12 protein-coding genes are annotated in these 14544 nt (G+C 53.9%); 9 read left to right on the top strand and 3 right to left on the bottom strand.

What is annotated here, in order from left to right:
- The first annotated feature begins 1 nt into the window (after position 1).
- Positions 2-421, top strand: a complete 420-nt coding sequence (locus ABWV79_RS22305) for an AMP-binding enzyme (protein WP_502949861.1) — start codon at positions 2-4, stop codon at positions 419-421.
- Between the two features lie 158 nt (positions 422-579).
- Here the strand turns inward: ABWV79_RS22305 and ABWV79_RS10700 are convergent, their stop codons facing one another.
- Positions 580-795: a hypothetical protein gene (locus tag ABWV79_RS10700; RefSeq protein ID WP_353391858.1), complete on the bottom strand. Its 216-nt coding sequence runs from the start codon at positions 793-795 to the stop codon at positions 580-582.
- 158 nt (positions 796-953) lie between these two features.
- Between ABWV79_RS10700 and ABWV79_RS10705 the strand changes: the two genes are divergently transcribed.
- Entirely contained in the window at positions 954-1109 is a 156-nt protein-coding gene (locus ABWV79_RS10705) for a hypothetical protein (protein WP_353391859.1), read from the top strand.
- Positions 1110-1696: 587 nt separating this feature from the next.
- On the opposite strand, the gene ABWV79_RS10710 is transcribed toward ABWV79_RS10705, so the two are convergent.
- Positions 1697-2764, bottom strand: a complete 1068-nt coding sequence (locus ABWV79_RS10710) for a ParB/RepB/Spo0J family partition protein (RefSeq protein ID WP_353391860.1) — start codon at positions 2762-2764, stop codon at positions 1697-1699.
- Entirely contained in the window at positions 2757-4142 is a 1386-nt protein-coding gene (locus tag ABWV79_RS10715) for an AAA family ATPase (RefSeq protein ID WP_353391861.1), read from the bottom strand. Before ABWV79_RS10715 ends, ABWV79_RS10710 begins: the two co-directional genes overlap by 8 nt.
- Before the next feature lie 580 nt (positions 4143-4722).
- Here ABWV79_RS10715 and ABWV79_RS10720 point away from each other — a divergent pair.
- The 7 genes from ABWV79_RS10720 to ABWV79_RS10750 all read left to right on the top strand — a co-directional run bounded on the left by ABWV79_RS10720 (position 4723) and on the right by ABWV79_RS10750 (position 14388).
- Positions 4723-6000 carry a replication initiation protein gene (locus tag ABWV79_RS10720; protein ID WP_170355249.1) on the top strand — a complete coding sequence of 426 codons (1278 nt, stop codon included), beginning with the start codon at positions 4723-4725 and terminating at the stop codon, positions 5998-6000.
- Between the two features lie 1067 nt (positions 6001-7067).
- Positions 7068-8222, top strand: coding sequence for a LacI family DNA-binding transcriptional regulator (locus ABWV79_RS10725; protein WP_353391862.1), 1155 nt, complete (start codon positions 7068-7070; stop codon positions 8220-8222).
- A complete protein-coding gene (locus ABWV79_RS10730; RefSeq protein ID WP_353391864.1) occupies positions 8219-9574 on the top strand; it encodes an ABC transporter substrate-binding protein in 1356 nt (451 codons plus the stop codon). Before ABWV79_RS10725 ends, ABWV79_RS10730 begins: the two co-directional genes overlap by 4 nt.
- Positions 9575-9639: 65 nt before the next feature.
- Positions 9640-10872: a carbohydrate ABC transporter permease gene (locus ABWV79_RS10735; protein WP_170754350.1), complete on the top strand. Its 1233-nt coding sequence runs from the start codon at positions 9640-9642 to the stop codon at positions 10870-10872.
- A complete protein-coding gene (locus tag ABWV79_RS10740) occupies positions 10872-12080 on the top strand; it encodes a carbohydrate ABC transporter permease (RefSeq protein WP_353391866.1) in 1209 nt (402 codons plus the stop codon). The genes ABWV79_RS10735 and ABWV79_RS10740 overlap by 1 nt, the downstream gene beginning before the upstream one ends.
- Before the next feature lie 5 nt (positions 12081-12085).
- Positions 12086-13333, top strand: coding sequence for an MGH1-like glycoside hydrolase domain-containing protein (locus ABWV79_RS10745; protein WP_353391867.1), 1248 nt, complete (start codon positions 12086-12088; stop codon positions 13331-13333).
- Entirely contained in the window at positions 13333-14388 is a 1056-nt protein-coding gene (locus ABWV79_RS10750; RefSeq protein ID WP_170355244.1) for an ABC transporter ATP-binding protein, read from the top strand. The genes ABWV79_RS10745 and ABWV79_RS10750 overlap by 1 nt, the downstream gene beginning before the upstream one ends.
- Positions 14389-14544 lie beyond the last annotated feature (156 nt).

Genomic DNA, 14544 nt, shown 5'->3' on the forward strand with positions numbered 1-14544 from the left:
GATGCACGCCCATCCCGATATCGTCCTGGCGGCTGCCATCGGCCGCCCCGACGAAAAAGCCGGCGAGCTGCCCGTGCTGTATTATCAATCCACAACGGGCCGCGATGTAACTCCGCAGGATCTGGCCGCATACGCGCAGGACAATATCCCGGAACGGGCCGCGCTGCCCAAGGCGTTCATCCGTCTGGATGAACTGCCGCTGACGGCCATCGGAAAAATCCACAAACCCACGCTCAACATGCTCGAGATCGAGCGTACCATCCGCGCCGAGGCCGAGGCGGTGGAGGCCACGATCGACAGCCTTGAAGTCACACCCGACAGCCAGCGCGGGATCATCGCGTGGCTGAAAGCGGACACCGGTCAGGATAACCTGGCCCGTAGGCTGGGCAATTACGCATTCGCGGTCGAATTCAAAGCCTGACGGCCGGGGAGGCCCGGAACAACAGGCGCCATCGGGAGGGAAAAACGTAACTAGCGATTGAGATGATCTTGTCGCTTGCGCGGGCCTTTATCATGTTTTGATTGAGCCTGAGTCTGACAATCGTCGATTTTGCCCGAGTGTTTCTTGCCGGCAGAACGCTAATGACCAGCGTGTTCTGTTAAGTCACCGGGCAGTTCATCAAGGCTTTTTATGTCGCGCTGACCTTTGACCTGCACCCATACTTGCTGCAGGGACCATGCTGCTGGCAATTCACCCGGGCGGGTCAGCTCGCGCGTCATCTCGGAACTGAGCCGTGAGGAACTGGCGCTGGCGGTGTCGCTGACCATGCATCCGATCGCCCGGCCGGCCGTCATCCTGTTCCGCCGTATCGACACGTTGGGCCTGAGCCCAATCGCACAGACCGCCAAGTAAAGCGGCCTTGATGAAACAATGCGCTCAACGTTAGCCCACATTGTCGTGACCGCATGGAAGGCGGATGCGAGTCTGGCCAGCACTCGTACCAAAGCTGCCAATGCTGCCGCCTATGAACAGCTGGATCAGCAATCTTCATTCTTTCGAGGACGTTTCCGACGGGTTCATCGGCGCCACTAAGCTCCCGATCACCTGTGATGCCGCAGGCAATGTGGTGTGGGTTCTGCAAAGCTATGCGTTTCTGGAGATCTGTTGAAAATCATGTCGCCGACGTTGGTCCTCAAAGAAGTTTACGACACAATTTTTTTAACAGAGCATTGCCTTTAATGCCCATTTTTTACAATTTTTGAGCACTGCTTTGAGGTCAAATTACAAGTGTATGGCGATGTTAGGTTCTTTAACCCTAGCTGTCTTTTGGTTCACCACAACTAGCAACCTTTTCCTGTTAAATTTTTCTGTCTTCTGAAATGCGCGCAGTAATCGATAGCCCTGCTTTTCACCTCGGCAGGTACACTTCATAGTCCGTAGTACGGCTCTTGCTTGTGACTCAGACAACAGACATGGATCGTAGACTTCCGAGCAACTCCGATCAAACCGCAGGACCATTTAGCTTCCGGTTTTGGTATTTCCGGCATGGCTATTCGAAAACTTTTTTCTCGGAAGACGGCCAGCGTACCTGCAAATCTCTTAGCCACTTAAACGTTGACATTTCACGCCCAGCTTTGCAGAGCAGCTAAAACCTGATCATTTCATGCCAGTTGAAGTAGATGCGCTCTGTTCTCTCTCAACGAAGACAGAGCACAGCCAACCTTCGAACCCGAGGCTTACAGAATGGAACGTGACCTAGGTCAGAATGCTAGCAATCTTTTCAAGCAACGCCTGAGCTTCCTCGACTGAAACGTCTTCAATCTGAATGCGGATACGCACTTCATTGGCCGACAATTCGCCGACCACCTTGCCTCCACCGGACAACGCGACAGAAGTCAGTTTTTGCACTTGCTGAGGCCTACCTCCCCGCGACTTGTTTTTGTCGGGTTGGTTCAAAGATTTTAGTGCTGCGTTTAGAACAGCCCATTCTGACTTCGCATCATTCGGCTCAGAAGCGACCAGGGCATTCCGAAGCTCCAGCTGAGCGCCCGAACGCAAAGCAGCCGCAAGGGATAATCCTATTTTCTCTGTTAAATCAATAGGATAACTCAAAACATCCCCCAATGCTTCGTGCACGAGGGCAAAACTTCTGACTTTCGAGCGCTTGGCTTTAGAAGCCGCTGCAAACAAAACATCCACCGCCTCCTCGGTCGAGGAAAAAACCCCCTGCCCCGCAGCCAATACGGCAATGCGACCTCGTTCGTATGGGCTAAGATTTGCTCTCAGTTCATTCTCTTCGACCATCGAAACGTAGGCTCCCTGCCCCGTTCCAGCTTGGCGCACAAATGCCGGGATTTTGGCAAACCGCGGATCCGTTTGAGATAGACGGCGGAAGGCCACCAGTCGTCGAAAGCCGGAAATCAGCCCATAGCTTTCGCCGCTTTGCGTCACCTCAATTGGCGTTCTCAATCCGTTTTCCCGAAGCGATTCTAGCAACTCGCCCATCGCCTCTTCGTCCTCGACCATACGGTCGCGACGAATGAAGTCAGGATCAATCGCTTCAATAGGCAGCTTTTCAGCGACCAATCCGGCGTCCTGTGCTGCGCGCCATTTGGACGCGTCTCCTTGATCTTTCGCCAAAGCAGCCCGATCAGTGACGGACGTCATACCGTTTAGCATGGCAGCTTCTGCAGCAACTTGCGCTATTGGGGGCGTGACACCAGAACCCTCAAATGGATTCAACGATGGTTTCGCGGCGAAACCTTCCTCGATCTCTTTGAGCTCCTTAGTGTCTGGCACCGAAAGTCTTCTACGTTTAGCCATTGCTCTCACCTCCCATATTTGCGTCGCGCCACCAGCAACCGATCAGGACTTCTTTGAATTCTGCGTATGTGCGATCAAACGTTTCCCGCCCTCTGACGTAGGTTTCCCGATTGAAGTCCCTGTAATCCGCTTCATAGATGCCGTTAACTTGCTCGCCCGCCTGCCCTACAAGTGCAGTAAAATCTTGCCGGTAAGCATTCATAAAGTCACCAAAATAGGCTTGGATGACATTCGCCATGTCTGTTTGCTGGCTGGCGTCAAACCTGGTTATGATGGCCCGAACAACGTCCCATTCAAATTTCAGTTCCGGTAGGCCTGCGGCCCTCAAGGCCGCATTCTCTCCGTCCTCAATACTGGCGAAAGTCGTGTAGAGCATATCGAAGAATCTGCCCGTTGAATCAAATTCAAGGAACGAGGCCCCCAACGGCACCAAAAGAATGTCAGCGGCTGCAAGAGCGTTGATTGTAAGGTACCCAAGTGCAGGAGGGGTATCGAGAAAGACAATATCGTAGTCACTCAGAACCCCCTCGTCCTCTAAGAAATTTGTCAAGCCATCCCACAACGGCCAACTCCGAAGTCCCATTCGCCACACAGGTATCTGAAACTCGGCCCAGTAGAGGTTCAACTGCGCTCCGATAAGGTCAATGTTTGGCCAATGTGTTTTTTGAATTACGTCTTTTGGCGAGGTTTTCATCGCCTCTTCTAGAGTTTCATCCAGGGCTATTTCTGGCTGTCCTGCGGCGCTTCGCACACGGTTCTCTTCCTGAACCGCACGCGCATAGTCTTTTGCTATCAGGGGGAAAACTGTTTGCCACTCATCTGCTACGCGTCCGCCCAAGATAGAGGTCATGGATCCTTGACTGTCCAAATCAACAACCAGCACCTTGTAGCCGTCTAAGGCGGCTGACATTGCCAAATGCGCTGCGGTAGACGTTTTACCAACGCCTCCTTTGAAATTTGCGACAGCCACAACTTTCGCAGGCAATCCTTCCGGACGATAAGGCAGGTATTCTTTAGTACTAACTCCGCCTGCCGCAAAGTGTTTTCTGAGACTTATAACTTCTTCAAGAGTAAACCATTTGGAACCGGCCTCACCTTCTCCTTGCGGAAGTTCCGGATTGGCCTTCAATACACGTCTTAAATGCGCAGGAGCTACCGGAATTAGGTACTTTGTTATTTCCCAAATAGAAAAACGGCGAAGGCGTTTTTCTCCGTCTGGAGCGTAACCTCTTAGTGCCAGGTCTTCCCTCCCTTTAGCACAAAAGGTTGCCGCTTTGGCAAACCGCGTGGTTCCAATAGGGTCTGGAAGTTTCCCTGCTGCTTGCTCTGGATCTAGGTTAAAGTAGGGGGGCAGGGGAGGTTGCGTCGGTTTGCTCATTTTGTGTGCCTCACAGTATGTTCGTTATTAGAGCGTATATCGCCGAACTTAGCGAACATTTTACGTAGGCGCTATCCTGTGAGTCGGGGTTTTCCACAAAAAACATGGATAGAGCGCCCTGGAGGTCTGTTCTGAATAAAAAAAGGAATAGAACAACGCAACAAACCGTTTATTTATTTTCAGATATTTAGAATCTTTGTCATTGGAAAAACGTTTTAAAACAACAATTTATTTCGTATTGGGCACCTGGTTACGGGTGTTAAGGGACCAATCTCCGGTATAAAAGGTACCCGTATGCAGGTCGGTTGGTAACAGAATTCGGTGGGAAAGGGCCCGATTCGCAGGATGTGCCGAAACTGGCCTTTTAGGCTCTGAGAAAAGCAAAAAATGTATAGGCGCTGGCTCGTGGTTACGGAGGTGTGGTCAATATACAGAGGTTTCTGTGGATAAGTTCGGATGGAAAGTCTTTGGGTACCCGTCTGCAGGATAAGGGTCATCCCGTATTTAGGCACCCAAAATTGTTTGCTCCGGAGGTACCTTTCGTGTCAAATGTCACAATAAAGAGCAGTCAGGCAGAATCATGCCAGAAACGAAATTGAACCTCGACCGTCTCTCGGGTGCGTTGCGCCGTGAAGCAGTCAAAAAGAACGTCGCTGCTATACACATCAGCGGTAAGTTGACTCTATTGCAGCGAAAGTTGTCGAATGTACTTTTGCTCAACGCCTATGATGCATTGACGTCTGCGACAACCCACACAATTGATGCGCGAACACTAGCGATGATGGTTGGGTACAACTCAAACGATTTTGATACATTGCGATCAAGCCTTCGAGCTTTGGCTGAAACTGTAGCCGAGTGGGACATGCTTGATGAAAAGGGTCGTCAAGAGTGGGGAGTTTCGTCTCTTTTAAGTTTTGCAAAGCTGAAGGGAGGTGTCTGTGAATATGCCTATTCACCAGCCCTGGCTCAAAAACTCTACGACCCCAAGATTTACGCTTTGATTAACGTGCAAATTCAGAAGAACTTCAGTTCTGGTCATGGACTGGCGCTCTATGAAAACTGTTACAGGTTTGTCAGAACCGGTTCGACTGGATGGTGGTCGTTGGATGTTTTTAGGAAGTTGATGGGCGTTGATGGAAGCGACTACTACAGTAGTTTCAAGCATCTGAACGCAAAGATTATCAAGCCGGCTGTGGCAGAGGTAAACAAGAGCTCGGATATTCTGGTTGAGGCGGATTTTCAAAAGAAAGGTCGTACCGTCACCGATATTAGGTTCAGGATTAAAGGTAACCCCCAAAAGGCAATGTTCCAGATTGACGACAGTGATGGGGTTCGAAATTTGCCGGTTTATAAGAAGTTGCTGAAGCAAGGGGTGTCTGACCGGTTAGCTCGTCAGTGGATCGCGGAGCACGGTGAAGACTACGTACAACAGAAACTCGAATATGTAAGCGGGCAGGGGAGTGTGAAATCTGCGCTGGGGTATCTTTCAGCGGCTCTACGGGACGATTACCAATCAAACTCACCTGAGAACGACGTTGAACCTTCGCCCGAAGCCAAAGAGGCTGCTCGGCTGCGGCGCCTGGAAAAGTATGAGGAGGATCAGGCATACGCAAAAAGAGCTGCCGAGCGTTCGGAACGTTCACGTATGTTCGCTATTGTTGAGAAATTGGTTTCGCGGCGAAACCCGACGCAAAGAGATGCTGATAAGCGTCTGTTCATGGCAGGGTTGGAAAATGAACTTGATCGAGAGCACTTCCGGACACATGGTTGGCGGTCCGGGTTGAATGCCTCTAAGATTTTTGAGTTTTGGGAAGATCTTGAGCCTGAAGCGTTCATTCCGGTTTCGAAAGACGCATAATAGGATCTTTGGTATCTCAAGAGTGTATTGCAGTGTTATTTTGAGGGTCACGACGTTCGCACGGCATTAGAGCCACAATTTGTTCATTACCCGCATATCCTTAGCAAGGAAGTTTCTCCTAACTTTGAGAATATATGTAATTGCACAACGTTGGCTGACCAAAATGCCAATTGTAGCTTACTGGGAAGAATTGGGATGCGCGACGATAACTTTTCGTTTGGTGTGTTGAAAGGTAATATGCAAAAAGGTAAAATAATGAGCACATAGCGCGAAGCGACTATTGCTGACTTGCTGGTTTAAAAGAGTCCTATGACTCCAAAACAAACCCGTTTTCGCTGGTTTTTTTGCCAAGTTTTGAGCCACGGAACTGTCCTGGCGATCACGCCAAAGTACCGAGCAACCAATCAGTTTGGCGTGGTGTGAAACACTGAGACACCGCAGCCGGCCGTGATTTCTTCCAGATCCTGTTAAGAAATTTCGTACCGGATATAGAAAACTACCGCAAAAAGGATCACGCCCTTTGGACTCTGCGCACCTTTGAAGAAAACCAAGAACTGGCCTTCGGCTGGTTTTACCAAAAGTCATTCATCCGCGGTAACTGACGCCGTCAATGGCCAAAAGTCTGTATCAGATTCTGGTGATACTTATCGAAGCTTCCCTGAGTATTTCGGATCTTGCCGTGAAGGTAGGTGTTTCTGTCGGGCAGCTTCAAAGAAGATACTTTAAAAAAGCAAGCGCGAAGCTACTGGATATTTGTAAAGTGTCCCGCTTTCTAAAACATGCTTGATAGTGGCACTACCAATTTGTTCGCGCGTTTGAATAATGCCTGAACTGCGCAGAGAATTAGTGTGGTCTCAAGTTTTCAAAGTTCGCATTGGTCCTAGCGCTAACAAACGCACTACTTTTGATGGTTCCTTAGTGGATGTGAATGCCTATAAGTTTACTGGTCTCTCGCGCGCTGCGGGAATTGCCAAGACAATCCTCAAAACTTCCAAAAAATAGACAGTTTGCACTTTTTTTAACTTTTTTGTTGCCGAAACCGGTTTCGGAGCATTGAGATACCCTTAATGACTACGAATCTTTCATATCCGCTAACCAACCATTCCAGCCAGATGACGGTGTCCGGCCGAGTTAAGCTGGACGAGTTGGCCGCACATCTTGGCTTGTCCAAGAGCACGGTTTCACGGGCGCTCAACGGGTATTCTGATATTTCTCCGGTCACGCGTGCGCGGGTTGAAAAGGCTGCGCGGGCCTTGGGGTATCGACCGCTCAGTCACGCGCAGGCGATCCGAACCGGGCAGGTTCGAGCTATTGCGATGGTTCTGAACAGCGAAGAGCCGGATCAGCACAATCCCTTCCTTCAGGACTTTCTGGCCGGAGCCTGCCAAGCGGCGAGCAGTCTCGACTGGACCATGACCATCTCTACGGCCACATCCGAGAAAGACACGCTGAAAGTACTCAGCCGACTTTACCAGGAGCGCAAGGCAGACGGATTCATTCTACCACGAACAGCAGTGAAGGATGCGCGCATCGGTTTGCTGCGTAGCCTCGACGTTCCGCATATCCTTTATGGGCGCACCGGCTATGGGCAGCCGAACAAGTGGGACGAAACCTCGTGGTTCGACATTGCGGGGGAAAGCGCAATGCGCAACGCCGTTTTGCGGCTGAACGAATTTGGGCATTCGCGTATCGGCTTTGTTGGAAGCGACCCCAAGTTCAACTACGCGCATCTGCGCCGTGACGGCTATGTCGAGGGTATGCAGGCTGCTGGCCTGCCCTTGGACGCGGATCTAATCCGTGAGGGCGCACGCACGCGCGAAGACGGTGCGTCGCAGGGGCGGGCGCTGATGGCGCTGGAATGTCCTCCGACAGCGATTGTGTTTGCGACCGATCTGGCTGCTCTGGGGTTCTGCGCGGATGCGCAGGATCAGGGTTTTGAAATTGGGCGCGATATTTCGGTGATTGGCTATGACGGCGTACCGGAATGCCAATACGCCCGCCCGGCGCTGACAACCTTCTCGGTGGATTCGCGCAAGGCAGGGCAACGGTTGGCAACCTTGTTGATCCAGCAAATCCAAGGGGCTGACCCCTCGACATTACAAGAACTGGTTGATGCCACCCTTGTTACGGGTGGTTCGGACGGCCCGCCCAGACTGACGCCAGAAGAACTGGCGCAGAAACGACAATATCTAACAAACCAAAAACGGGGAGATCTAACATGAGACTGAAATCCAAAGCGTCCCGGCTGTTGCTTGGAACGTCGCTCGCCTGTGCGTTGACTGCGTTGTCGGCGCAAGCGGACACGATCCGGTTCTGGACCACAGAGGAACAGCCCGAGCGTTTGGCCAAGCAACAAGAGATGGCCGATCAGTTCAAAGTCGAAACCGGCACCACAGTCGAGGTGATCCCGGTCACCGAAAGCGATCTGGGAACGCGTGCTACTGCCGCATTTGCCGCCGGGGACCTGCCGGACGTGGTCTATCACACTTTGCAATACGCTCTGCCTTGGGCCGAGGCTGGTATTCTGGACACCGAAGCTGCGACCGAGGTGATCGAAGAACTGGGTGCTGGCACATTCGCTCCGGGTGCTTTGGCGATGGCTGCGTTCAACGGCGAAACCGCGTCGGTGCCGGTGGATGGCTGGACGCAGATGATTGTCTATCGCAAGGACTTGTTTGACGAGGCCGGACTTGAGGCGCCCAGTTCTTATGCAAATGTCTTGGCCGCGCTGGACAAGCTGCACAACCCGCCCGAGATGTATGGTTTTGTTGCCGCAACCAAGGTGGACGAGAACTTCATGAGCCAGGTGCTGGAGCACGTGTTCCTTGCCAATGGCGTCAGCCCGGTCGGCCCGGATGGTTTCCAGCCTCTGGACGAAGCGAAGACAACCGAGGTCTTGGACTTCTACAAGGCGATTTCAAAAGCGTCGCCTCCGGGTGAGCTGTTCTGGAAGCAATCGCGCGAGCTGTATTTTGATGGCAAAGCCGCGATGATCATCTGGTCGCCCTTCATTCTGGACGAGTTGGCCGGTCTGCGCGACAGCGCGCCGCCAACAATCAACGATGATCCGACCTCGCGCGATCTGGCGTCGAAAACAGGGATTGTCACCAATTTCTCGGGCCCCTCCAACCCGGATGGGGCAGCTTGGGGCGATGTTCGGTATTTTGGGATCACGAATGACGCCGACACGGACGCGGCGATGGAGTTTGTGAAATACGCCATGGATGACGGGTACACCCAAACCTTGTCAATCGCGCCCGAGGGTAAGTTCCCGGTTCGTCGTGGTAATGCTGACAACCCGACCGCTTTTGCCGAAGCCTGGGCAGAATTGCCTGTAGGCGTGGACCGCAAGGCGCCGTTGGGTGATCTTTATGATCAGGCAATGATCGATGAGATTGTCGGCGGATTGGATGTGGCGCAGCGTTGGGGCGTGGCCGAAGGGCAGCTTTCGCTGGCCTCCAAGATGATCAACAGTCAGGCCATCAACCGGGTTGTGCGCCAGTATATCGATGATGAAATCGACGCCGCGGCTGCCGTGGCCGCGATGAATGATGAGCTTGCCAAGGTCCAGTAAACTCCTGCTTGACCGGCACTTGTAGCGGCGTGCGCGCCGCTACACCTAAACCTCTGAGGTCCCTTATGTCTTCGGCCACCCCACCGACCGGAACCGGGGCGCTAGCCAAACGCGAGGCGCGTCTGGCCTGGGCGTTGCTTTCCCCGACCGTAATCAGCGTATCACTTGTCGTGATCCTGCCCTTGCTGGCGATCTTCTGGATCAGTTTCAAGCCGTTCACCTTGTCCGATCTGCGGCCGCCCGCACCCGTTGTGCGCGAGAGCTTGCGCGGATCAGGTGATGATTTGCGGATTGAATACCGCGTGCGAAACTCCAGTCAGGATATTGCTGTCACCGGTGTCACCTTAACCGACGTTTTGCCGGATGGCGTGACCGCGGGCGAGGTCTTGGCCCCTTGCGTGCTGGACGGGCAGGATTTGTTCTGTGATTTCGGCACTCTCGAAGGTGGCTATCGCGAACGTGTTCGCATTCCGGTCACGCTGGAAGGTGACCCGGATACTTTCGAAGATCTGATCGAAGGGTCCGAACCCAGCATAACTGGAAGTGGCCCAAGCGTTCTGACCAATTTCGAGTTCAGCCTCGAAAACTTCGCCCGCGTTTTTGACGGGGATGAGTTCTGGGGCGTTTTGTGGGTCACGCTGTTCTACACGGTGTTCGGCACGATCGGAGCGCTGGTGATGGGATTGTTCGCAGCCCTGTTGCTGAACAAAAGTTTCAAAGGGCAGGGGATCATACGGGGTCTTTACCTGTTCCCCTACGTGGCCCCGGTCATTGCCGTGGCCTTTACTTGGGTTACGCTGTTCGACCCCTTCTCGGGTTCGGCCAATGCGCTGCTTGTGCAAATGGGGCTCAGCAGTGAGCCTATCAATTTCTTCGGCGAACGTCCTCTGGCCCTGATCATGGTGACAGTGTTCGAGATCTGGCGCTATTTTCCGCTGTCCTTCCTGTTCATTCTGGCGCGGATGCAATCCATCGACTCTAGTATGTATGAAGCGGCAGATATGGATGGGGCGTCGCCGTTCCAGAAGTTTTGGCTGCTCAGCATCCCGCAACTGCTGGGCATCCTGTCGGTGCTGTTCCTGCTGCGCTTTATCTGGACGTTCAACAAGTTCGACGACATTTTCCTGCTGACCGGCGGCAACGCGGGGACCCGTACGCTGACCGTCAACGTCTATGAACAGGCCTTTGCGATTTCCAATATCGGGGCAGGGGCGGCGGTGGCCGTGGTGATCCTGATGTGCCTGATCGCCTTCAGCTTTGTCTTCTTCCGTTTCATCAGCCGAGAGGAGGGCCTGTGATGCGCAAAGGCTATTTGACTGGTCCAGCCTTGGGCGTGCTCTGGCTGGTTGTGATTGCGACCACCGTCGCCATTACCATGTCTTTCTCGACAGGAGCGGCGTTTCGACCGCAGGTTTTGCTCTGCCTTCTTTGGGGCGCTGTAGCCGGGTTGATCTATGTGCGTTACCCCGAACGACACGCTATGGCGCGGCTTGGTCTGTCGACCATGCTAGGACTGTCGGCCCTGACGCGCTTTGGTCCCGTTCTGATCGGCTCTGAAACGTCCCTGCAGGCGTTGTTGGTGACCGTTTTTGCCATGGCTGTCGTGACGCACCTGTCGCTTACCGCGATATTGCGGGACACGCCGTTTGGGGAACTCACACGGCACGAATTCGAGGAGGCCGTGATCCGGTTCTGCACCGGCTTTGGCTATATCTTTTTCACCGCCATTGTTGTGATCCCTTTTTACGTCATGGTCATGACCAGCCTGAAATCGCAACAGGCGCTATTGCAGAACCCTTTGGATTTCTCGGTCGACCTGTCGCAGGGCAGTGCGTTGTTCCGCAGCTATACCGAGCTGTTCCGCGACTTCAATTTCGGCACCTACCTGTGGACATCCTTCTATGTCTCGGTCCTGACGGTGTTCATCACGCTGGCCTTCAGCGTACCCGGTGCCTACGCAGTGGCGCGGTTCCGGTTCAAAGGCCAAAAGGCCTTCTCGCGCTCAATCCTGCTGATCTACATGGTGCCGATGATCGTGTTGGCGCTGCCGATCTACATCGCGTTCTCGCTGACCGGGCTGCGCAACTCGATCCTGGGCATCGTTATGATCTACCCGGTCACGACGATTCCGGTCGCCCTATACATGCTGCAAGGCTATTTCCGCGGCCTGCCGACCGAGGTCGAAGAGGCGGGTCTGATGGACGGCCTGTCGCGGTTGGCAGTGATCTGGAAGATCACCTTGCCGCTTAGCCTGCCGGCACTGGCCTCGGTCTCGCTTTACGTCTTCATGATCGCCTGGAACGAGTTCCTGCTGGCCTTCATGCTGCTGGATGACCCGTCGAAATTCACCCTGACCCGAGGTGTCACAATGCTGAATTCCTCGGAAATTCCACGCCAACACCTGATGGCCGGTGCGGTGATTGCCACCGTTCCGATCATGGCCCTGTTTCTGGGGCTTGAACGTTTCATGACCAAGGGCCTGACGGCAGGCTCGGTCAAAGGATGACTGACATGAACTACTATACGACCCCAAGTGAATCGGCCCGCAACATTCTGATCGCCAATGATCGCGGTGGCTATACCATCCCCACCAGCGGCCTTTACCCCTATCAGTGGAACTGGGACAGCGCGATTGCCGCGCTGGGTTTTGCCGAGTTCGACATCACGCGCGCCTGGACCGAACTTGAAACGCTGTTCTCGGGCCAATGGGCGGATGGCATGGTTCCGCATATCTTGTTTCACAAGCCCGACCCGGGTTACTTTCCGGGACCGGATGTTTGGGGCGGCACCGGACCTATCCCGTCTTCGGGCATAATCCAACCACCACTGGCCGCCACAATGGCCCGGCGGGTTTTGGACATAGACCCGACCATTGGGGTAGAGAGGATGCGCGCGCTATTTCCCAAAATGCTGGCCTGGCATCGCTGGATCATGGCATGGCGGCTGGACGATCACTGTGCAGTTTGCACGACGCATCCGTGGGAGGCCGGGCGGGACAACGCGCCAGATTGGGACAATACGATGGCGGCGATTGATGCCTCGGATGTGGGTGAATATCAGCGCCGTGACACCAGCCACGTGAACAGCGCGGACCGACCGACGAAATACGATTACGACCGTTACATCAAACTGGTGAACATCGGGCGCGAGGTTGGCTGGGATCAGGAGAAACTGCTGGCATTGAATCCATTCCGTGTGGCCGATCCAACCATGAGTTTCACAACCTTGCGCGCCGCCCGCGATCTGTTGGCTATCAGCAACGGTCTGGGGTTAAAGGCGGAAGGGCTCAGTGAGGATGTGGACATGCTGGAAACCGGCGCACGTTCGCTTTGGAATGACGCGCTTGGTGCGTTTGACTCGCGCGATGCGCATACCGGTGAATGGGCGGACAGCGTCTCAAACGCCAGCTACTTGTGTTGGTATGCGGGCATTGACTCTGACCGGATGCTTGAGCGGGTCAAGACGGTTCTGACTACTGTCCCACACCCCATTCCAAGCTATGACCCGCAAATGCCCAAGTTTGACGAACGCCGCTACTGGCGCGGCCCGACATGGGCATTCATGAACATGCTGACAGGTTTCGGACTGGCCGAGATGGGCCATGGGGTTGAAGCCGAAGCCTTGCGTCTGAAAACAGCCCGGCTTATCGCGGGCCACGGATTTGCCGAGTATTTCGACCCTCTTACCGGAGGCCCGGCAGGAGGCAATTCTTTCACTTGGACGGCTGCGGTTTGGCTGCATTGGGCGGGGAAGAACTGATGGGGAGTATCCAGCTTAAAGCCGTCGAGAAATGGTTCGGCGAAGTTCAGGTGATCAAAGGCATCGACCTGGAAATCCAAGACGGTGAGTTTGTCGTTTTCGTGGGGCCGTCTGGTTGCGGCAAGTCCACATTGTTGCGGATGATCGGTGGGCTCGAGGATATCTCGCGCGGATCGCTTCTGATCAATGGCGATGACGTAACCGACCATCCGCCCTCCAAGAGGGGGCTGACGATGGTGTTTCAGTCCTATGCGCTATACCCTCACCTTACCGTGGCCGAAAACATGGGTTTTTCGTTGAAAGTTGCGGGCGTGTCGAAACCTGAAATAGCTGAACGTGTGGGAAAGGCTGCCGAGGTTCTCAAATTGGATCCTTATCTGGAGCGCCGCCCCAAGGATCTTTCCGGCGGCCAACGACAGCGTGTCGCGATCGGCCGGTCGATCGTGCGCGACCCCACTGCGTTCCTGTTCGACGAGCCCTTGTCCAACCTTGATGCCGCTCTGCGGGTCGAAATGCGTTATGAGATCGCGAAACTGCACCAAAGTCTGAACCGAACCATGATCTATGTTACCCATGATCAGGTCGAAGCGATGACTCTGGCCGATCGCATCGTGGTGCTGGAATTCGGCAAGATCGCGCAGGTGGGCACTCCGCGCGAGTTGTACGAACGCCCCGCCAACCTTTTTGTCGCGCAGTTCATTGGCAGCCCAAAGATGAACGTGTTGCCTTGCTCTGTGGCGGGGGACCGGTTTCGTCTGGAAAATGGTGGCATTGGCCCATTTGACCGAACAGGTGACGCGACCCGGTTGGGTATCCGTCCTGAACATATCAGCGTTGTTGAATCTGGTGCGGGGAATAGTGATGGCGTGGTCGAGGTTGTCGAATACCTTGGGGCCGACATGTTCGTTATCGTCGACTGCGGATTTGATGAGAAGGTGACGGTTCGCCTTGGCGGGGATACGCAGATCAAGGCCGGAATGCAGGTTGGCCTTCTTTTCGCGCCTGAGAAACTGCAGTTCTTCGATGCGTCAGGGCAGGCGATCAGCGCAAATTAAAAGGGGGATAACCTTTCAGGGTTTAGTCTGATCGTTGCCTATGTTTTGCAAAGGCCATCGCTTCCAAAGCATAGTTTCATGAGCTTGTCGAAAAAATGGAGTGGAGTGGTCGCAACTTTGCTAGGTCCCCCCAAAACAGTTCTGTCGGTTGAATCC

This window comes from Ruegeria sp. HU-ET01832, from assembly GCF_040371315.1.
In the GTDB taxonomy this organism is placed as follows: Bacteria; Pseudomonadota; Alphaproteobacteria; order Rhodobacterales; family Rhodobacteraceae; genus Ruegeria; species Ruegeria lacuscaerulensis_A.